The 20,300-nt window shown below is 71.7% G+C and carries 16 protein-coding genes and 1 other RNA gene; 6 read left to right on the top strand and 11 right to left on the bottom strand.

The features are described from left to right. Window positions 1–65: 65 nt before the first annotated feature. Window positions 66–1,790 (bottom strand): O-antigen ligase family protein, encoded by a 1,725-nt coding sequence (locus tag B7K25_RS00895; RefSeq protein WP_084103370.1) that lies wholly within the window; start codon window positions 1,788–1,790, stop codon window positions 66–68. A gap of 164 nt (window positions 1,791–1,954) precedes the next feature. Here B7K25_RS00895 and B7K25_RS00890 point away from each other — a divergent pair, with 164 nt between their 5' ends. Together B7K25_RS00890 and B7K25_RS00885 are read left to right on the top strand one after the other, a co-directional pair. Beyond that, a complete protein-coding gene (locus tag B7K25_RS00890) occupies window positions 1,955–3,757 on the top strand; it encodes a long-chain fatty acid--CoA ligase (RefSeq protein ID WP_084103369.1) in 1,803 nt (600 codons plus the stop codon). Between the two features lie 101 nt (window positions 3,758–3,858). Next, complete coding sequence (locus tag B7K25_RS00885; protein WP_144018788.1) at window positions 3,859–5,010, top strand: DUF1524 domain-containing protein; 1,152 nt, start codon at window positions 3,859–3,861, stop codon at window positions 5,008–5,010. 49 nt (window positions 5,011–5,059) lie between these two features. Here B7K25_RS00885 and B7K25_RS00880 read toward each other — a convergent pair whose 3' ends face one another. The 6 genes from B7K25_RS00880 to B7K25_RS00855 form a co-directional block, all read right to left on the bottom strand. After that, window positions 5,060–6,367 carry an LCP family protein gene (locus B7K25_RS00880; protein WP_234988017.1) on the bottom strand — a complete coding sequence of 436 codons (1,308 nt, stop codon included), beginning with the start codon at window positions 6,365–6,367 and terminating at the stop codon, window positions 5,060–5,062. A 45-nt stretch (window positions 6,368–6,412) separates the two neighbouring features. Next, window positions 6,413–6,757 (bottom strand): DUF2200 domain-containing protein, encoded by a 345-nt coding sequence (locus B7K25_RS00875; RefSeq protein WP_084103365.1) that lies wholly within the window; start codon window positions 6,755–6,757, stop codon window positions 6,413–6,415. 24 nt (window positions 6,758–6,781) lie between these two features. Then, the gene (locus B7K25_RS13815) at window positions 6,782–6,943 is read right to left on the bottom strand and encodes a hypothetical protein (protein ID WP_200807819.1); all 162 of its coding nucleotides are present in this window, start codon (window positions 6,941–6,943) and stop codon (window positions 6,782–6,784) included. 108 nt (window positions 6,944–7,051) lie between these two features. Beyond that, the gene (locus tag B7K25_RS00870) at window positions 7,052–9,220 is read right to left on the bottom strand and encodes a DEAD/DEAH box helicase (protein ID WP_084103363.1); all 2,169 of its coding nucleotides are present in this window, start codon (window positions 9,218–9,220) and stop codon (window positions 7,052–7,054) included. Window positions 9,221–9,341: 121 nt separating this feature from the next. Next, window positions 9,342–9,716, bottom strand: an RNA gene (gene rnpB, locus B7K25_RS00865) — RNase P RNA component class A. 887 nt (window positions 9,717–10,603) lie between these two features. Continuing rightward, window positions 10,604–13,924, bottom strand: a complete 3,321-nt coding sequence (locus B7K25_RS00855; protein WP_084103359.1) for a DUF5107 domain-containing protein — start codon at window positions 13,922–13,924, stop codon at window positions 10,604–10,606. Window positions 13,925–14,013: 89 nt separating this feature from the next. Between B7K25_RS00855 and B7K25_RS00850 the strand changes: the two genes are divergently transcribed. Next, window positions 14,014–14,877: an AraC family transcriptional regulator gene (locus B7K25_RS00850; RefSeq protein WP_084103357.1), complete on the top strand. Its 864-nt coding sequence runs from the start codon at window positions 14,014–14,016 to the stop codon at window positions 14,875–14,877. An 83-nt stretch (window positions 14,878–14,960) separates the two neighbouring features. Here B7K25_RS00850 and B7K25_RS00845 read toward each other — a convergent pair whose 3' ends face one another. Further along, a complete protein-coding gene (locus B7K25_RS00845) occupies window positions 14,961–15,383 on the bottom strand; it encodes a PadR family transcriptional regulator (protein WP_234988016.1) in 423 nt (140 codons plus the stop codon). Between the two features lie 274 nt (window positions 15,384–15,657). Between B7K25_RS00845 and B7K25_RS00840 the strand changes: the two genes are divergently transcribed. Further along, window positions 15,658–16,410: a YaaA family protein gene (locus tag B7K25_RS00840; protein ID WP_084103353.1), complete on the top strand. Its 753-nt coding sequence runs from the start codon at window positions 15,658–15,660 to the stop codon at window positions 16,408–16,410. A gap of 2 nt (window positions 16,411–16,412) precedes the next feature. Here B7K25_RS00840 and B7K25_RS00835 read toward each other — a convergent pair whose 3' ends face one another. Beyond that, complete coding sequence (locus B7K25_RS00835; RefSeq protein WP_084103351.1) at window positions 16,413–16,934, bottom strand: hypothetical protein; 522 nt, start codon at window positions 16,932–16,934, stop codon at window positions 16,413–16,415. Between the two features lie 82 nt (window positions 16,935–17,016). Between B7K25_RS00835 and B7K25_RS00830 the strand changes: the two genes are divergently transcribed. Continuing rightward, window positions 17,017–17,871 carry a formate/nitrite transporter family protein gene (locus tag B7K25_RS00830; protein WP_084103349.1) on the top strand — a complete coding sequence of 285 codons (855 nt, stop codon included), beginning with the start codon at window positions 17,017–17,019 and terminating at the stop codon, window positions 17,869–17,871. Window positions 17,872–17,974: 103 nt separating this feature from the next. Next, complete coding sequence (locus B7K25_RS00825) at window positions 17,975–18,649, top strand: GTP pyrophosphokinase family protein (protein ID WP_144018834.1); 675 nt, start codon at window positions 17,975–17,977, stop codon at window positions 18,647–18,649. A 93-nt stretch (window positions 18,650–18,742) separates the two neighbouring features. Here B7K25_RS00825 and B7K25_RS00820 read toward each other — a convergent pair whose 3' ends face one another. Beyond that, complete coding sequence (locus B7K25_RS00820; RefSeq protein WP_084103347.1) at window positions 18,743–19,552, bottom strand: histidine phosphatase family protein; 810 nt, start codon at window positions 19,550–19,552, stop codon at window positions 18,743–18,745. A gap of 2 nt (window positions 19,553–19,554) precedes the next feature. Further along, window positions 19,555–20,286: a zinc ribbon domain-containing protein gene (locus tag B7K25_RS00815; protein WP_084103345.1), complete on the bottom strand. Its 732-nt coding sequence runs from the start codon at window positions 20,284–20,286 to the stop codon at window positions 19,555–19,557. Window positions 20,287–20,300 lie beyond the last annotated feature (14 nt).

Here is a 20,300-nt window from a genome sequence, read left to right as displayed (position 1 = left end):
CGAGCGTCCCACCCGCGCATCGGCGCCGCTACGGCCGCGCGGGCCGCCCTGCGGCCCTCATGGAGCTACGCCTGCTGGAACTCGAGCCGGTTGCCGAAGATGTCGCGGGTGTGGAAGCGCTCGATGCCCGGGTGCGCGCTCTCCGAACGGCGGCACGCGTAGCCGTGCTCCTCGAGGGCGGCCTGCAGCGCGTCGAGGTCCTCGACCATGATCGCGGGATGCGCCATGGTCGCCGGCACGAAGTCGTCAGCGGCTCCCAGGTGCAGCACCACGTCACCCGTCTCGAAGCAGCACCCGCCCTGCGAGCGCATCGGCTCCGGGCAGTCCATCTCCACCATGCCCAGCACCTCGCCATAGAACTGGCGAGCCGAGTCCTGAGAACCCGGAGGCATCGCGAGCATGACGTGGTCGACTCCCGAGAACACCGTCACCTTGCCGGCGATGCGGCGGTCCTTGCGGCGCACGCCTGAGTGCACCATCTCCGGGTCGACGATCGTGAGCCTGAACACGGGCGGCCCGAGGCAGTACAGCGCCACGAGCAGGTACCAGCCGCTCTCGACCAGCAGCCGGGACTCGGTGAGCGCCTGCATCGACAGGAAGACGGTGAGCAGCGCCCAGCCCAGCGGGATGTAGGTGTCCCCGGTGCCGGCGCGCTCCACCAATCGCCAGGTGCTGCCGAACAGCAGCAGCACCATCGCGACGAGCAGGACGAGGCCGATGAGCCCGAGCTGCAGCCAGACGTCGAGGAAGGCGTTGTGGGCGTGGGTGGGCCGCACCCACTTCACCTCGGTGCCGATCTCGGAGTACGGGTACTGCCAGATCGGCCAGTAGCCGACGAAGCCCCAGCCCTCGGGGCGTTGCACCGCGTAGTCGAGGACGTCCTCCCAGATCTCGGTACGGCTCGTGAGGTCGGAGTCGCGCCCGAGCGCGGTGAAGATCGCCTCGGAGAACCGGATCGTCAGGATCGCGCCCACGGCGCTGACCGCGAGGATCGAGAAGGACAGGACGCGCTTCCAGCGGAACGACACCCTCCTGATGGCGAGCGCGCCGAGCGTCAGGGCGACGAGGTAGACCGCCGCGGCCGTGACGGTCGCGGACTGCGTGAACAGGTGCACGAAGATCGCGGCACCGAGGGTGATCCAGCCCTCGACCTTGCCGATGCGCCGCTCCATCATGAGGATGAACGTCACGATCGCCAGGGTGATCGCGATCGCGCCGAACGGGTTGCGGTTGCCGACGAAGCCCTGGATGGGCCCGCCCTGGAACAGCAGCCCATCGGACCACGCGACGAACTTGACGCCGCCCGCGTCGCCGCCGAGCGCGACGAGGTCGTTGACGGCGGGCGACACCGTGCCGAGGAACAGCACGGCGATGAACAGCTCGAAGACGATGCCGATCGCGAGGCTGATCTGGAGGCCGCGGAACAGCCGCACCATGAACTCGGTCGCGGTCGAGCCTCGTGCCGTGACGATCGCGACGAAGGTCGTGGCGGCCATGAGCAGCGCCGCGACGAGGGTGACGAGGCGGGACGAGGACCACAGCACCGACAGGGTCGCGAGGCCCACGAACGCGCCGACGAGCAGGGGTGGCCGCAGGTCGCGCCAGGTGGGGCGGAAGCTCACGCCGACGGCGACGATCGTGAGCACCGCGAGCACCGCGAAGGCCGGCAGGCCGATGAGGTAGCGGAAGCCCTGGCCTGAGACCAGCAGCACCACCAGCCACACCGTGATCGCGGACTGGCCGCGCGGCGCGGCGAGCCGGCGCGCGGCTGCTCGGAACAGGGGCTTCATGGGGGTGCTGGATCTCCTCGGGGCGGGGCGCGACGCGGCGCAGGGCGCCGACGGTGCGTCACGGTCCTGGCATCCGAGCGGCGCCGCGATTCTATCGCGCGGGACCCGTGACGGCCGCGTCGACTGAAGTTACGGAACCGTAGGTTGGCCCCTAGACTGGTGTCATGCGCACCGAGACGCACACTCCCGCCATCGTCACCATCGACGACACGACCACGCTCGCCACGTTCCTCGCCGAGCGCGCCGCCGAGTTCCCCGACCGCGCCTACTCCGCCTTCAAGGGCGACGGCGATGCATGGACCGAGGTGTCGCTCCAGGACTTCCACGCGCAGGTGGTCACCCTCGCCAAGGGGCTCGTCGCCCAGGGCGTGGCTCCCGGCGCCCGTGTAGGGCTGCAGGCCTCCACGCGCCACGAATGGGCCGCGCTCGACTTCGCGATCCAGACGGCAGGAGCGGTCACGGTGCCGATCTACCCCACCGCGTCCGCCGCGCAGGTCGCAGGCATCCACCGGGACGCCACGCTCGCCCTCGCGATCGGCGAGACCGACGAGCAGGTGCGGGTGCTGTCGGAGCTGGACGACGCCCCTCAAGTTCTCCACCTGGACGCCGCGGAGCGCGGTGCGATCGACGTCCTGACCAGCGCGGGCGCGTCCGTGTCCGACGCCGACCTGGCGTCGCGCGGCGCCGACGTCCGTGCCGACGACATCGCGACCATCGTGTACACCTCGGGCACCACCGGAGAGCCGCGCGGCGTCGCGCTGACGCACCGCAACTTCGTCGAGCACGCGCTCAACGCCTCGGCCCACCCCGACTTCGGCACCCTCGCGCACGGCGAGCCGCGGATCCTGCTCTTCCTCCCGCTCGCGCACGTGCTCGCGCGACACATCCAGATCCTCGGCCTCGCGTGCGGGGCTGTCGTGGGCTTCGCGCCCTCGACCAAGACGCTGGCCGAGGACCTGCGCACCTTCCGGCCCACGTGGATGATGGCGGTGCCGCGGGTGCTCGAGACCTTCTACAACGTGGTCGAGCAGCGCGCGGACAGCAAGATCAAGCACCGGCTGTTCTCCTTCGCGACGGGCATGTCGCGGCGGACGTCCGACCTGCGTCTGGCCGGCGAGCCGCCCACGTCCTGGCACGCCATCAAGGCACGCGCCGCCGACCTGCTGATCCTCGACAAGGTCCGCGAGGCGCTCGGCGGCAACTTGAGGTACGTCGTCTGCGGCGGCTCGCGGCTCGACCCCGAGCTGGCCCGCTTCTACCTGGGCCTGGGCGTGACGGTCATGGAGGGCTATGGCGCGACGGAGACCGCCGCGCCGCTCACCTGCAACCCGCCGTCGCAGCCGCGCCCCGGCACCGTCGGCATCCCCTATCCCGGCTGCTCGGCACGCATCGCCGAGGACGGCGAGGTGCTCGCGAAGGGACCCAACGTCTTCGCCGGCTACTACGGGCGCCCCGAGGACACAGCCGCCGTCATGGACGACGGCTGGTACCGGACCGGAGACCTCGGCGCGATCGACGAGGACGGCTACCTCGCCATCACGGGCCGCAAGAAGGAGATCCTCATCACCGCGGGCGGCAAGAACGTCCAGCCGGCGACCCTCGAGGATGCGATCCGCCCCGACGCCCTGGTGCAGGAGGTCGTGGTGGTCGGGGACGACAAGCCGTTCATCGGCGCGCTCATCGCGCTGGACGAGGCGATGCTGCCCGCGTGGCTCCAGGCCCGCGGCCTGCCCAGCCTCACGCTGCCCGAGGCGATCCGCCACCCCGACGTGCGCGCCCACCTCCAGGCTGCGGTGGACCGCGCCAACGCGCTCGTGTCCAGGGCCGAGTCGATCCGCGAGTGGCGCGTGCTGCCCCACGAGCTCACCGAGCAGGCCGGCGAGCTCTCGGCGGCGCTCAAGGTGCGCCGCCGGGTGGTCGCAGAGCACTTCAAGGACGTCATCGCGGACATCTACCAGCGCCGCTGACTCGTCTCGCGGCCGTGGCGGGTGGACTTTCCCACGTCCGCTTGGGGCCGATGCGATAACCGGGTTACGGTCGACCGTTCTCAGCTCTGAGGGGAGTGGTCGTGGCAGCAGCACGCACATGGTGGACGAGCTGGCCCGCCATCATCGTCGGCTTCATGCTGTGCCTGGTGCCAGGCGTCGTCCTCCTGTGGCTGCGCCGCGGAGCACCCGTCTGGCTCAAGGTGGTCGCGACCGCCGTCGCGATCCCCGCGTTCCTCGGGGTGCTCGCGCCCAGCCTGGCCGCCGGGGTCGACGGCCGCGAGGATCAGGCAGCCGTCGCCGCTGCCATGGCGACGCCAGCGCCCGCGGTCTCCCCCACCCCGACGGCCGTCCCCAGCGCCGCTCCGAGCGCCACAGGTGCGACGCCCTCAGCGAGCGCATCGGCGCTCCCCGGTCCCAGCGCCGAGCAGGCCGCGGACACCGATCGCCCCGCCTACGGCTCGGCCCACGCGGCCGCGCTGCGGCTCGAGGTCAAGGGACGCGCCCCGCGCACAGGCTACGACCGCGACGAGTTCGGCTCGGGGTGGATCGACGTGGATCGCAACGGGTGCGACACGCGCAACGACATGCTGCGCCTGCGCCTGACCGACCGCGAGATGTCCGGCTCCTGCACGGTGCTGTCGGGCGAGCTCGCGGACCCGTTCACGGGCTCCGTGATCCGCGTCGAACGCGGCGGCGCGAGCGAGGTCGACGTCGACCACCTTGTCGCGCTGTCGGACGCGTGGGTCAAGGGAGCCGCGTCGTGGGAGTTCGCCAAGCGCGTCGCCTTCGCGAACGACCCTCTCAACCTCGAGCCCGTCGACGCGGGCGCGAACCGCGCCAAGGGAGACGGCGATGCCGCCACCTGGCTCCCGTCGCATCGGGCCTTCCGCTGCGACTACGTCGCGCGTCAGGTCGCCGTGAAGGCCAAGTACGAGGTGTGGGTCACCCAGGCGGAGCTCGACGCGATCCTCCGCGTGCTCGACACGTGCCCGGCACAGGAGCTGCCGGGCCCCGGCGACCAGCCGGTGATCGCCTCGAACGTGGGATCGGCTCCCGAGCGCTCCTCGGAGCGCGTTCCGGCGAACACGACCGGGGGCACCACGGCCGACGTCGACGAGCGCTACCCGTACTGCAAGGACCTCCCGAGCGGGCTCGGGCCCTACTACCGGGACCAGGACCCGGAGTACGCGTGGTACTCGGACCGCGACGGCGACGGCGTGGTGTGCGAGTGAGCCTGAGCGCGCATCGGCTCGCCTGACGGCGCTCCGCGGCGAGCCCGCGCTACTCGATGCCGCCCACGGCGCTGCCGGGCTCGAAGGCGCCGTCGGCGATGTCGTCCCAGAACTGGTCGATCTGGTCGGGGTCGAGCAGCACCGTCGACCCTACGCCCTGGACCCGGTAGCCGAGGTTCGCGATGGGCGGCGTGCCCGTCACTGCCTGGTCGCCGAGGCCGGAGCGCAGCGCGAGCGCCATCTGGCCGAGGTCGAACGCCGTGGTGCCCTCGTTGAAGGTGAACGCGTCGAAGGCGGCGTTGGCGACGGGGACGAGCTTGGTGGGGTTGAGCAGCGTCGAGGGCTTGAGGACCTCCTCGGCGACCGCGCCGACCACCTGCCGCTGACGCTGGGCTCGCCCGATGTCGCCCAGCGGGTCGCTGTAGCGCATGCGCGAGAACGCGAGCGCCGTGTCGCCGTCGGCCATGTGGCAGCCGGCCTCCCACTCGAGCTGGCTGCGCCAGTCGCTCACGTCCTGGTCGTAGCAGAGCTCCACTCCTCCGAGGGCGTCCACGATCTCGCCCACGCCCGTGAAGCCCACCTCCATGTAGGTGTCGACTGTGAGGCCGGTGAGGTCCTCGACGGTCTCGACGAGCAGCTCCGGCCCGCCGAACACGTACGCGGCGTTGATCTTGTTCGAGCCGTTGCCCGGGATCTCGACGTACGAGTCGCGAGGGATGCTGATGAGCGCGGTCGGGCCCTCCTCGGGGCGGTGGAGCACCATGATCGTGTCCGTCCGCTGACCCTCGACCGTGTCAGGGCCGTCCCAGCCCTCGCGTGAGTCGCCGCCGACGATGAGGTAGGTGTCGCCGGGAGTGTCCGGCGCGCCGCTCAGCGCGGGCACCGTCTGCAGGTTGGAGTTGATCCACACCACGAGCGCGATGAGGCCAGCGACGATGAGCGCGAGGATGACCAGAAACGCCGTGAGGCACGGGCGGTGGCGCTTGCGGCGACGAGGCGCGGGCGGCGGCGCCTGGACCTGGGAGGCACCGTCCGGCCGCGCCCCGCGCTGGGATGGCGGGATCGAGCCGGGGCGCGACCCTGGCTGCGACCGCTCGCCGTTCTGGGGCTGCTGCGGCGCTCGCTGCGGGGCGGGCGGTCGCCCTGAGCCGGATGACGGCTGCCCGCTGGTGCGCGGCTGGCCCTGAGCGGGCGGGATGACGCTACGCCGTGACGGCGAGGGCTGGTCGGAGCGCTGCTGGCTGCCCCGTGCTCGTCCGGCCGCGTCGCGCTGTCCGGGCTGGATCGAGGGCGGCATCGGCCTGCGCGCGCCGGGCGCGCCGTCACCATTGCCAGACCGGCCGCTGCTGTCGCTCACCCGGCGAGGGTACCGCCGCGGCCCCCTATCGGGCGGGAGGCTCCGCTACGCGCGCAGCACCTTGTCCATCGCCTTGCCCCGAGCGAGCTCGTCGACGAGCTTGTCGAGGTAGCGCACCTTCTGCATGAGCGGGTCCTCGATCTCCTCCACCCGCACCCCGCAGATCACGCCCGTGATGAGGCCGGCGTTCGCGTTGAGGGTCGCGTCCTCGAAGAAGTCCTCGAACGTGGTCTCCGCGTCGAGATGGGACTGCAACCGCGCCTCGTCGAACCCGGTGAGCCACTCGATGGCCTCCTGGAGCTCGGCGACCGTCCTGCCCTTCTTCTCCATCTTCGTGACGTAGTGCGGGTAGACCGACGCGACGGGCACGCGGTAGATGCGGTGGCTCATGGCGACAAGGCTACGCCGAGCCGCTCAGTCGTCGTCCTTGGTCTCGCCCTTCTCGCGACGAGTCTTGTTGACCGTCGCAGCGGCGATCTCCTCGGCGCGGTCCTCCGACCGGCCTCGATCCAGCTCCGACTCCTTGATGTGCTCGTACTGGCGCTCACGCTTCTTCGACCATGCATCCTGGGGCATGGGGATCACCTCCGCATGGGACAACCCGGCGTGCGGACGCGATGTTCCGCCGGGAGCGCATCCGGACAGCACCCGGATGCACCCGGCGGGCGGCTCACACGGTGCCGGTCAGGCGAGGCCCTCCGCCTCGAGCGCGTCGACGAGGAGCCCGACGAGGGCCTCGACCTGCGCGTCCGCCGACGGGTCCGCGTCGTCGATCACGGCGCCGTCGAGAGCACGCGCAGCGAGCCCGGACTTGCTGTCGATCAGCTGGGCGATCCTGGAATCGACGGTCTGCGCCGCGATGATGCGCCACGCGGTGACCGGCTCTTCCTGCCCGATGCGGTGGATGCGGTCGATCGCCTGCGTCTGCTCGGCATCGGTCCACGACAGCTCGGCGAGCACAAGGTTCGACGCGACCTGGAGGTTCACGCCCACCCCGGCCGCCATGAGCGAGCACACGATGATCTGCACGTCGGGCTCGTCCGTGAAGGCCGCGATGTTCTGCTCGCGCACCTTGGCCGACTGGTCCCCGCGAATGGAGGTGTAGCGGATGCCGCGGTCGGCGAACAGCTGCTCGGCCTCGTCCATGACGTCGAGGTGCTTGGCGAAGAACACCACCTTGCCGACGTTGCGCGCGAGCTGAGCGGCGTAGTCGGCAGCCAGGCCGGCCTTCGCCTGGCCGATGCGCCGGACGAGGGTGAAGATGTTCTCCCCCGTCTTCTTGGAGCTCGCGTCCTTGAGCTCCGCCGCGGCGATGCGGCGGGCGAGGTCGAGGTCGACGCCCGCGTCGGGCAGCGCCTCCGCGGGGCGCGCCTGCATCGCGCGCCGGTACTGGCCCACCATGCGCTCTGCGAGCGCGGCCTCCGCGGCGCGGATCGTGCGGCCCACCGGCCCGTCGAGCTCGACGGGCAGGTCGGCGACGCGGCGCGCGGGGATGTCCGCGGCGACGTCGACCTTGCGCCGGCGCACGATGCCCTGGTCGATCACGGCGCCGCGGGCGGCGGCGTAGAAGCCACGGTCGAGGGGGTTGAGGCCGTTGTCCTCGAGGGCGTTCATGAGGCCGCCGAGCGGCCGCTCGTCGTCGATCCAGCCGAGGAACTGCCAGATGGCGCGGAAGTCCTCGATGTCGTTGATGAGCGGCGTGCCGGTCAGCGCCATGAGGAACGGCTTCGCCGTGCGCTGCTGGATGCGCTCCGACAGCGCGAGCACGTGCTGGGAGCGCTGCGAGGTCTTGTTCTTGATGAAGTGCGCCTCGTCCACCACCATGCCGCGGAACCCGTGGTCGCCAAACCACCCGACGTGGCGGTCGAGGATGGCGTAGTTGACGATGACGACGTCGGCGAAGGCGTCCACCTCGTCGCCGTCGCCGTGGACCACCGTCGCGCGGCGGCTCGGCGTCCACATCTCGACCTCGCGCGCCCAGTTCATCTTGACGACGTTGGGCACGACCACGAGCAGCGGGTACGCGTCCGCGGCCTGCGCGGCGAGCAGCGCCTGCGCCGTCTTGCCGAGACCGGGCTCGTCCGCCAGGAGGAACGTCCGGTGGCCTCGCGAGGCCGCGGCGACCACCTGGGCCTGGTGCGGCATCAGCGATCGACCGAGCGGGACCCGCGCCGCCTCCATCGCGGCGCCGGACTCCGGCAGCGGCATGCACGCCGCGACCCCGGGGGCGTCCTGCTCGAACGAGCGGAACAGCGGGTCGAGGAGCTCCCAGCCGGCGAGCCGGCGCGGCTGGGCCGCCTGGCGCTCGCGGACGGCTTCGAAGTCCGGCGCGAGGAACGGATTGGCGAGCTGGCGCGCGATGGCCGACTGCGGGACCACGCGTCTCGCGGCGTCGGGAGACGGGGAGGACGGCGGCGTGGGCTCGGGCTCTGGCTCGTCGGGCACCTCGCGGCCGGCCTCGCGCAGCACGTCGTGCTTGTAGCGGCGGGCGGAGTCGGTCACGCGGGCGTCCTCGGCAAGCAGCGACAGCAGTGTGGTGTCTCGAGCTGCGGTCTTCGCGAGCAGGGTGCCGACCCCATCGAGGCGCTTGATCAGCTCGTCACGGGCGGTCGTGGTGAGCGAGTCATCGTTCTTGACGTTCGCGCGCTCCTCGCGCACGAGCAGGGCGACCACCTGGAACTTGGTGCGCACGCTCTGCTTGATCGGCGGACGCTGCAGGGCCCGGTCCACCTCGTTCGCGAGCGCCGCGAGCAGGGGGATCAGACCGGGTTCGCGCGGTCGCGTCGGCTTGCGGCGCTTGCCGCCGCCTCCCGACCGTGCTCGGTCGGACCGCCTCTGGGCTGGTCGAGCCACTGTGCCTCCTCGAGACCTCCGTGCCGCACCTGCGACACGCCGTTCCGCCGGGTCGTCCCCGGACCTTCTCAGGCCGCCGGTGCCGGCGGCTCCTTGCATCCCCCAGACGTCTGCCTAAGGGCGGATGAGCTGGCCGATACGCCGGGTTCTGTCACTCGCTCGCGTCACCGCTCGCGAGGGGCGACCATCCATCTAGGCCCTGGGTTGCCCCAGGGCTCCAGCGACCTACCCGAGAGCTCGGGCGGGCAGCCCTCGAACGCTCTCTGTCTGGCCTTGCTCCAGGTGGGGTTTACCGTGCCGCTCCTGTCACCAGTCGCGCGGTGAGCTCTTACCTCACCCTTTCACCCTTACCTCGCCTCCGAGGAGGCGCGGCGGTCTGCTCTCTGTGGCACTGTCCCGCGGGTCACCCCGGGTGGCCGTTAGCCATCACCCTGCCCTGCGGAGCCCGGACGTTCCTCGGGATCCCGAAGGACCACGCGGTCGCCTGGCCAGCTCATCCGCGAGTCCAGAGTACCGGTACGAGGCACGACGGCAATGCTCATTCGCCATGTCGTGGTCCGCCGTGGCGCCAGCCAGGCCGATCGTGGCAGGTCGGATGCCCGGTCCGTCGCCGCATTGGACGGCTCGATCGCGACGACGTCCTCACCCGCCCACAGTCTCCGGTCCCACAGCAGACCGATCGCGGGGTCGGCCAGGCCGCCAGCGCTCACCACCAGCTGGGAACCGCCAGGGCGCGTGATCCTCGCCTGGCGCGCTCCTCGGGCGAAGCACTTCAGCGCGGTGCCCGGCGCGAGGCTGTCGATCCCCGCGGGCAGCCGCGCCACCGACGAGCCGGGCCTCGGCCATTCACCGATCAACGATCCAGGCGCATCGTCCACCTCGACGGACGTCCCGGCGGGTGCCGCGAACAGCATGTGGGCGGTCCAGAGCCACGGCACCGCAGTGGCGCTGCGGTTGGTCAGCTCGTAGTCGACGGTGAGCCCCGTGGAACCGAGGGTGAGGGTGCGCAAGAGAGCCAGCTCGGGCCGGTCGAGCTCGATGGTGGTCGCGAGCGCGTGAGCGTCGCGACGCCGCACCTCCCACGGCGCGTGCCACGCCTGACCGTGGTCGCCGAGCCTGCCCCAGGGCGCGACGGCGCAGTCGGCGACGGTGGGGACGACCTCGTCCCACCCTCCGAGCCCGGGACGGACGAATGCGCCCTCGCCGTCGCGCTCCGGGCTCGACGTGCTCAGCCACTCCTCGCCGTCGACGCTCAGGGACACCACGCGCGCGCCGTGCTCCGGATCCACGGCGACGTGCCAGGCCCCCGCGTCGAGGTGGAGCATCACGGGCCCCACCACCCACACGAACGGCACGATGTGGCCAGCGCACCGCTCGCGAGCCTCACCACCCGCTCGTGTCCGTGGCGTCGGTTGCCTCGAGCGCACGGAGGTCCGCGGCCTCGAGGTCGGCGAGGATCGTCGCGACCAACCGGTCGCGAGCATCGCTCGGATCGTCGTCGAAGAGCAGCATGGTCGGCAACGACGTCGCGAAGTAGTCGATCTCCGCGGGAACGCGCGCGTGCTCGGCAACCGCCGAGCGTGTGCGTGCGAGAACCTCTCGCGCCTCGTCCTCGCGTCCGAGATCCCGCAGCGCGCGCACCGTCGACGCCACCTGCGAGCCGAAGGATCGCTCGCTCATGCCCGCGAAGTCTCGTGTGGTCTGAGCGGCGACGTCCCACGCCTGACGAGCACCGTCGTGGTCGCCCACCGCGACCATCGCCCGCCCGAGCTCCCAGTGGAGCTCGGCGGTGTTGGCGAGCGGGTGGCGCGCCTCGCCCAGGCTCGCAGGAGGCTCGAGCGCCGCACGCAGGTGCTGCACAGCGTCGCGCCACCGTCCGGCGTCCGCGGAACGCCGGGCCAATGCCAGATGACAGCGATCCCACTGCGCCAGGACCAGGCCCTCGCCGCCCTCCCATGGCTGGAAGCGGCGGGCCGAGAGCGCGGCCTGCGCCTCGTCGAGTCGGCCCGCGTCGACCAGCAGGCCGATCCACGAGGTGACGAGGTCGTCACGCTCGGACACGGCGTCGAGATGCGCCTCGAGCTCGCCGAGTCGCACCGTGGCGGGGACGCCACGACGCGCGCGCAGCTGGTCGCGCTCGTGCAGCAGTCGCGGGTCGGCGGGCGCGGCGGCGAGCGCCTGCTCGTAGAGGTCGTCCGCGAGCTCCGGCTCGCGGTGGACGTTGTAGGCCGCGATGGCGAGGTTCCTCAGGACGACCGCCCGGTCCGTGCTGTCGAGACCCTTCGCGAGCGCGGCTCGCCACCAGCTCTCCGCGGCGCCATGACACCGGTGGTGGTACCACCAGTGGCCGAGCAGCAGCGACGCCACCGCGCCGCCGGGCTGAGCTGCCGCAAGGGCGAGGGCGTCCGCGTCCTCGGCGCGTGCTGGGAGGCACCAGCGCGCGTCGGAGGCCTCGAGGCGCGCCCATGCCTTCCGCGCGGCGGGCTCGTCTCCGAGCGCGCGGTGCGCTGCGGCCAGGTGCGCCAGGGCAACCGGCGCCACGCGCACCTGGCCGAGCGGGGCCTCGGGGTCGAGCGCCACGGCCCGTTCCAGCCAGGCGACGGCGTCGTCCTCCTCGCCCACGCGGCGGAACTCGAGGGCGATGTCGAGCACCATCGTCGCGTCGGCTGGCCCGTCCTCGCCACGCAGCACCCGGCCCCACGCGTCCATCGGGTCCTCGGCGAAGAGGTCGTCGAGGACGTCCTGCGCGGCATCGTCGTCGCCGAGCCGCCAGAGCGCGACGGCGAGCGCGCACCGAGCCTGCGCGTGAGAGGCGTTGGCTGCCAGCACCTCGGTGAGGAGGTCTGCCGCGCGACGCGGATCGCCCTCTCGCAGCGCGGCACACGCCAGCTCGTAGCCTGCGGGCGCCCTCCAGGCCGCGCTCCACATCGCCTTGCCCCAGGCGTCTCGTGCGCCTCCGAGGTCGCCCGTGCGCTCGAGCGCGAGCCCGAGAAGGTAGTGCGCCTCGCCGTCGGAGGGATTGGGGACGTACTGCGTGACGCGGGCGACGGCCTCCCTCGCATGCGCCGCGGCCTCCGCCCAACGCCCTCGGGCGAGCTCTCGGCGCGCAAGCGCGACGTGCGACCGTGCATCTCCCGCGTCGCGCGAGAGCGCCTCGGCCCAGTAGTCCTCGGGCGAACGGGCCGCGTGGCGGTACTGGTCGAGGTACGAGGCGATCACGGTGAGCTCGTCAGCCGACTGCACGTCCGCCGGGGCCGGGGGGACGTGGGCGAGCGCCGGCTGCGGCTGCCCACCGTCGCGGGGGCGCCACCGGAGCAGGACGCTCGAGCCGTCGCGGACGACGAGCTCGACCGTCGTCGGCTCCACCTCGCCCTCGAGGCTGACCTCCCGCAGCAAGGGCTCGCCGGGCCGCAAGGCACCGGGCCACCGCTCGACCACAGCGCCGTCCACCGAGAGCTCCACGACGCCGCCGGTCCTCTCCCGCGTCACGCAGACGCCCACCCGCACCGCGGTGCGGGCGCCGTCGGGCGTCACGTCGAGCGACACCGCCGCCTCGGTGCTCGCCTGGTGCGCGGGCCCGATCCCCTGGATCGGGTACCAGAACTGGCTGAAGGCGCGCGTCTCCCCCGGCGCGAGGAAGGAGAAGTCCGGCTGGTTGTCCGTGAACACCCCGGCCATGAGCTCCACATACGGACCGTCGGTGTCGGTGAGGTTCGCGTCCCATGCCCATCCGAAGGGCGCGTTGCCCCACGTCCACTGCTTCTTGCCGGGCGCGATGCGGCGGTCGGCGACGTGGACGAAGCCCGCCCGACGGCCGTGGTCGTACCCGCCGAAGAAGTCGTCGGCGGTGTCCGTCACCATGTACGACGTCGGGACGAGGATGTTCTTGTACCAGTCGATGCGGTCAGCGCCTTCCGCCTCGGCGGCGCGCGCGGCGTAGTCGATGCCGTAGTACGGCGTCCTCGCGGCGGGGAACTCGGTGAGCGCCCGCCTGGCGTGATCGGCGACGTAGGCGACATCCGTGGGGAAGAACGACTGATAGTCGTCGTTCACCGCCGCGGCGACGTTGGCCCACCACAGGAACGTCTGGGTGGTCGTCGTCCTGTTGTACAGCCGGACCCGCAGCTCGATGAGCGACGAGTCCGGCCGCAGCCGGATCCCGTGCGTGCCGCGCATGCGACGCATGGGGTCATGGTCGGACATCCACACGGTGACGGCTCCGTCCACCTCGCGCTCGATGTCGACCTCGGTCGGCAGGAACGTCGCTGGCCGGTGGTGCTGCGGCCAGTTGAACTCGACGCCGCCCGACACCCACGGGCCCGCGAGTCCCACGAGCGCTGGCTTGATGACGTTGTTGCGGTAGAAGAAGTCGTACTCCGCCGCCTTGTCGTAGCCGACGTATATCCGTCCGCCGAGCTCGGGCAGCAGCACGAGGCGAATCCACCGGTTCTCGAGGTGGACGGCGTCCCAGGCGCGGGGCGACTTGGTCTGGCTGATCCGCTCGTGGAACGGCAGGGGGAACACCGCACCGGAGGAGCCCTGGTAGACGCGCTTGTCGAAGAACGTCGGGTATCCGTCGGGCTCCTCCGGCTCGTACGTGTCGATGTCGATCGGCTCACGCCACACCTTGAGCGCGTCCCCTGCCACAGCGGCCGGAGCGGGAGGCAGGAGGACCTCGGAGACATGGTCGTCGTCGATCACCATGCCGACGATACGCTCCTGAGCGTTCGACGCCTCAGCACAGTTCGACGCCGTTCCTGGACTTTTCGCTGATCGGTCGCGACCATGACCTCGTGGTCATCGCCGAAGGCTTCCCCGGCCAGCGCATCCTCGTCCAGACGCCGAGCGCCATCGCAGGAGCGCTCGGTCGACCTGGCACGCGGCACCTGGTCGTCACCGACATCGGGCACTTTCCCCGCGCGCACCGGCACGGATACGCGCGTGACCGCCCCATCGACCAAGCGGTCGTGCTGCTGTGCACGCAGGGACGCGGGACAGTCCAGACCAGCGCGGGGAGCTTCGCCGTGACACCCGGGCACGCGGCCGTGCTGCCGGCCGGCCACCCGCACGCGTACGCCGCCGACGACGACGAGCCGTGGACGCTGTGGTGGATGCACGTCGTGGGCAGGGACCTCGACGAGTTCCTCGCCGCCGCCGACCTCACGATCCGCTCCCCCGTGCGCGCGGTGCGCGACATCGTGCACTGTGCGGCGTTGGTCAGCGAGATCCTGCGCGCGGTGGAACGTGAGGTCACCGACGCCGCTCAGCTCGCCGCGTCCGGTGCGGCTTGGCATGTGATGGCGCTGCTCGCCTCGGGGCACAGCCCCCGCGATCGGAGATCCGCGGCGATCGATGCCGCCGCCGAGACCATCCGCCTGGCACCGGAGCAGCGACTGGACATCGACGCGCTCGCGGCACGGTGTCACCTCAGCCGATCGCACTTCACCGCGTTGTTCAGGCGCCAGCTCGGGTCGTCGCCGCTCCAGTTCCAGACCCAGCTGCGCATGTCCCGCGCGCGGGAGCTGCTCGACACGACCGAGCTGCCGATCGCCCGCATCGCGGAGGCCGTGGGGTACGGCGACGCGTACTACTTCTCGCGTCAGTTCCGCCGAGTCCAGGGCACGACGCCAACGCTCTATCGCGAGCGCGAGGCGTGACGCGCACGCCGAAGGCGCGACGCGTGGGGGTCGACTCCCGTCGAGCCCGTGCGCCGCACCTTCAGCAGCTCACCTCGTGAGGATCAGTCCTCGGCGAGCACCCGATAGAGGTCCTTGCGCGCGGAGGCGAGGATCTCCGTGGCCCGGGCGGTCGCCTCGGGCGTGTCCACCGAGCGGATGACGTGCGTGACGGCCTCGCTGAGAGCGCGCAGCTCGACCATCACCTCGCGGTGGGCGGCCCTGCCGCGCTCGACGGCGAACAGGCGCTCCTGGTCGGGGGCGTTGTCCTCGATCCACGCGCGTCCCTCGTCGGTGAGCGAGGCGGTGCGCCGGCCGTCGACCTCCTCGACCTGGACCAGCCCCTCGTCCTGCAGCGACTGCAGGGTGGGGTAGATCGATCCCGGGCTCGGGGCCCACGCACCGTCGGTGCGCTCCTCGATCGCACGGATCAGGTCGTAGCCGTGGCGGGGCTCCTCGGCGAGCAGGACCAGGACCGCGGCCCTCACGTCGCCTCGTCCGCGCCCACGGCCGCCGCCGCGATGACCGCGGCCGCCGGGGCCACCGGGCCCGCCGGGGCCGAACGGAGGCCCACCGCGTCCGCGGCGGCCGCGAGCCGGGCCGCCGCCCTCGATGGGCCAGGCACTCATGTCGTGGTTGTGCTTCATGTCGAACTCCCTTCGATATGTTCCGACTCGCTCACGATATATCGAGTAACAGTCGATGTCAACCCGACGGGCGCATCGGCCCAGCACGGCCCCGCCGCCCCGTACCCTGGTGCGCGTGCTGATCCTGCTCCCGCCCTCCGAGGGCAAGACCGCCCCTGCCGACGGCACTGCCGTCGAGCTGGACGCCCTCACGCACCCCGACCTCGCCTCCGCGCGGCGGCGCGTCGGCGACGCGCTCGTCAAGGTCAGCGGCCAGCGCAATGCGCTCACCGCCCTCGGCGTCGGCCCGAGCCTCGCCTCCGAGGTCGAGCGCAACACGCGCCTGTGGGATCAGCCGGCCGACGCGGCAGCGCGCGTCTACACCGGCGTGCTGTTCGAGGCCGCGCAAGCCTCCACCTGGAGCGACGGGACCCTGGAACGAGCCGCCGAGCGGGTGCGCATCATCTCCGCGCTCTGGGGCGCCGTCTCCCCCGCCGACCGCATCCCCGCGTACCGCTTGTCGATGTCGACGAGCCTGGGGCGCATCGGTCCGCTCGCCTCGTATTGGCGCCAGCATCTCGCCAGCGAGCTGTCACACGTCGCCGACGGCCGCGTCATCGTGGACTGCCGCAGCTCCTCCTATGTCGCCGCGTGGCGCCCCTCCGGCGCTCCCCTGCTGTCGGTGCGTGTCGAGCGCGAGCTGAACGGCAAGCGCACCGTCGTGAGCCACATGGCCAAGCACACCCGCGGCTTGCTCACCGGAGCGCTCGTGACGGCCGATGCGGTCGCCGAGTCCCCCTCGGACGTCGCCGATGCGGCCCGCACCCTGGACGGCGTCGTGGACGTCGCGCTCGCACCGGCAGAGCTCACAATCGTCGTGGGTGGCTGAGCTCAGCCCTCGGGCTCGGCAGGACCTGGCGGCGGCTCGACCACGGTGAGGCGCGGCCCCCTGGCGGCGAGGGACGCATTGGCCTGCGCGACGAAGTCGCCTGCAGCCATGCCCCACAGCGGCACCTCGGAGATCCTTCCGTCGCCGGCCACGAGGGTCACGCGCGGGTCCGAGCCGGGAGACACGACGGACAGGATCGCGGTGGTGACCTCGACCTCCGGGCCCTCGACCCGCTCCGCCGCGCGCCCGAGCCAGCCCTCCTGCACCGACGCGGGCCGCTCGATCACGCCCGGAGCCGGCGACGCCAGCAGCACCCGGCGGTTCCGCGCGACATTCGCTGCGGTCAGGCCCAGGAACAGCAGCCCCACGAGCGCGAGGACCACGCCGAGGACGCGCAGCGCGGGCCACACCCCCGGCAGCGCGACCAGCAGGACCCCGGCCGCGAGGATGCTCGTGCGCACCGCGAGACGGCGCGCCACGGCGGGCCACGGCTCGCGCAGGAGCACCACCGTCGCATCAGCCATGCGGCCAGAGTAGCGAGCGAGAGGTGCGTCAACGGACGCGTCGCGCGGGGCGCTCAGGGGCACGCCGTGCCAGGCTGGGCCCATGAGCGATCCGAGCCAGCTCTTCCCCGGCAAGCACTTCATCTCGACGGTCCTCGACGCGCTCGAGACCAAGACGGCGATGAGCGGCGGACTTGCGCGGGTGTACCTCATGCGGGCCGCCATGGCGGGGATGCTCATCGGGCTGATGTACGTCGTGAACTACACCATCCTGGCGACGTTCGCCCAGCTCGCGGACGGCAGCCTCGTCGGCCTCGGGTCGCTCGTCGGCGCGCTCGCGTTCGGCTTCGCGCTCGTGTTCATCTACTACAGCAAGTCCGAGCTGCTGACGTCGAACATGATGATCGTGTCGATCGGCCTGTACTACCGCGCGACGACCGCGCTGCGCTCGCTGCGCATCCTCGCGCTGTGCTACCTCGGCAACATCCTCGGCGGCCTCGTGGTCGCGCTGCTGGTCTTCGCGTCGAGCCTCGGCGACGGCGCCGTCGGCGAGCAGATGCAGCACTCGGTGGACCACAAGCTCGCCTACGTCAGCGGCGGGCTCGCCGGATGGACCGACCTGTTCGTGCGCGCGATCCTGTGCAACTTCATGATCAACCTCGCGATGCTGCTGGTCTACAACGGCCTCATCAAGGACGACCTCACCAAGTCCCTCGCCATGGTGATGAGCGTGTTCGTCTTCGCGTTCGTCGGGTTCGAGCACTCGGTCGCCAACACGGTGCTGTTCACGATCGTCGGGCTCCACGACGGCATCGACGTGGGGCTCGCACTCGGCAACCTCGGCATCGTCCTGGTCGGCAACTTCGTGGGTGGGGGCCTGCTCATCGGCTGGTACTACGCCTACGCCAACGACGACCGGAAGTTCCTGCGGCGCCGCGCCACGCGCGGCGAGTCCTGACGCGGGAACCTCCGGCTCCCCGCGCACGTCACTCTCCTAGAAGGCGTCGTCCGGCGCCCCACCGAGCGACAGGGATCCGATGACCGACCAGCTGAGCGTCCCCATGGCCATGCTGGGCGGAGTCGATCCCGCCAGCATCGACCGCGAGCGGCTGCTGTCCATGCGCCGCGAGGTCCAGCGCTTCCTGCTCCAGTACGAGTTCGGCCTGCGCGAGATCGGCACCAAGATCGACATCCTGCGCGACGAGTTCCTCGAGCTGCACGACTACAACCCCATCGAGCACGTGTCGAGCCGGGTGAAGTCGCCCGAGAGCCTCGTGGACAAGGTCGCGCGCAAGGGCCTCGGCGCTGACCTCGAGTCCATCCGCGAGCACGTGACGGACATCGCGGGCGTGCGTGTGACGTGCTCCTTCGAGTCGGACGTGTACCGCCTGTTCGACCTGCTCACGCTCCAGGACGACGTGTCGGTGCGGCTCGTCAAGGACTACATCGCGAACCCCAAGCCCAACGGCTACCAGAGCCTTCACGCGGTGGTCGAGATCCCGGTGTTCCTGTCCTCGGGGCCCGTCTCAGTGCCCGTCGAGGTGCAGTTCCGCACCATCGCGATGGACTTCTGGGCGAGCCTGGAGCACAAGATCCACTACAAGTACGCGGGCGACGTCCCCGAGCGCCTCACCGAGGAGCTGCGGGAGGCCGCGGCCACCGCGACCGAGCTCGACGCGCGCATGGCGCGCCTGCACCGCGAGATCCACGGCGAGGTTCCGCGCGAGGACCCCTGAGGCGAACCCTCAGTCACACGCAGCACGCGCCGACCCCGCGAAGGTGGGCGACGTCGACACGAACCCAGGGCTGTTCGTCGAAACGGCGGTCGGTCAGCCGGTCGGGGCGCCCACGCACAGCACGTGACGCTCCGCGATCTCGCCGTCGGTCCGCACGCGAAGCTGCAGGATCGTCAGGGACGCCGGCTGCGGCCAGATCGACCCCCAGTGCGCCGTGCCCATGCCCAGCGAGATGCCGACGGCGGACTTGATCGCCACCGCGTGCGACGCGACGGCCCACGCGCGGGGAACGTCATCCTCGCGACTCAGCTGTGCGTGCTCGCGGGCGGCGTCGCGCAGGAACTCGTCGAAGCGGGCACCGACGTCGGGGATCGACTCCCCGCCAGGAGCCGCGATCTCGCCGAAGCGCCACCGGTGGATGGCGTCGCCGTGACGCTCGGCGACCTCGTCGCTCGTGAGGCCCTCCCACGCGCCGAAGTGCACCTCGCGCACCCGGTCCTCCGTCTCGACGTGGGCGCCGATGCGCCTGCCGATCGCCCCGCCCGTCTCCTGGGTGCGGGTCATGGGAGAGGCGAGCACGCGGGTCACGTGCGGGACGCGGTCCCAGGTCCGGCGCCCGATGCTGTAGACCGCATCGGCGGCCTTGGCGACCTGGACGCGTCCCTGCGCGTTGAGCGACGGCCCCAGCTCGCCCGAGCCGGACAGCGCGTGGGTGACGGTCATGTCCGTCACGCCGTGGCGCACGAGGACCATCGTGAGGGGGCTGACGAGGTCGCCGCCCCTCACCGCGAAGAGTGACCGGTCGCGCGTCTGCGCCGTCTCGACCGGCGTGTCGTCGCCGTCGACGGAGTCGTCGTACTCGGGGCCGGCCGCCGGGCCGGTGTCGTGGTCGTGTCCCGTCACGCTCAGTCCTTGCGCACGAGGATCCGGCCGCACTCCTCGCACCGCACGACCTGATCGGGCGCGGCCGCCTCGATCGCACGCAGGTCCGCCGGGTTGAGCGACATGTGGCAGCCCAGGCACTGGGAGCCCTGGAGCGCGGCCGCTCCGACGCCGCCGTGCTGGTCGCGCAGGCGCTCGTAGAGCGAGACGAGGGCCGCATCGATGCCTTCGGCGGCGCGCACGCGCTCGGCCTTGGCGTCGGCCACCTGCTCATCGATCGCCTGCTCCTCGACGGCGAGCTCCTGCTCGAGCTCGCCGCGGCGCGTGGCGATCTCGGCGCGGCGCGCTTTCACCGCGTCCTCGACGCGCTCGGCGTTCTCGAGTCGCTCCATGACCTCGAGCTCGATGTCCTCGAGGTCGCTCAGGCGCCGCGTCAGCACCTCGAGCTCTCCCTGCAGCGCCTGGAGATCCTTCGCGTTCGAGCCACCGGCCGCGAGCCGGCCCTCGTCGCGCTCCTTGCGGGATCGCACCGCCTGGACGTCATCCTCGGCCTTCGTCACCTCGCGGCGCAGGTCCGAGGCCTCGGTGCCGCGCGCGATCGCCTCGACCTCAAGCTCGGCGTCCTCGGCCGCGAGCGCCTCGAGCTGCGCGAGCACCGGCAGCGTGGCGCGGCGGTGCTCGGCCTGCTGGATGCGCAGGTCGGCATCCTGGACGTCGAGGAGTCGCAGCTGGTCGGCGGCGGGAGCGGTGGGCACAGGGTCCTCCGTAG

It is taken from the genome of Demequina sp. NBRC 110056, assembly GCF_002090155.1.
Taxonomy (GTDB): Bacteria; Actinomycetota; Actinomycetes; order Actinomycetales; family Demequinaceae; genus Demequina.
This window is presented reverse-complemented; position numbering and strand designations above follow the sequence as displayed.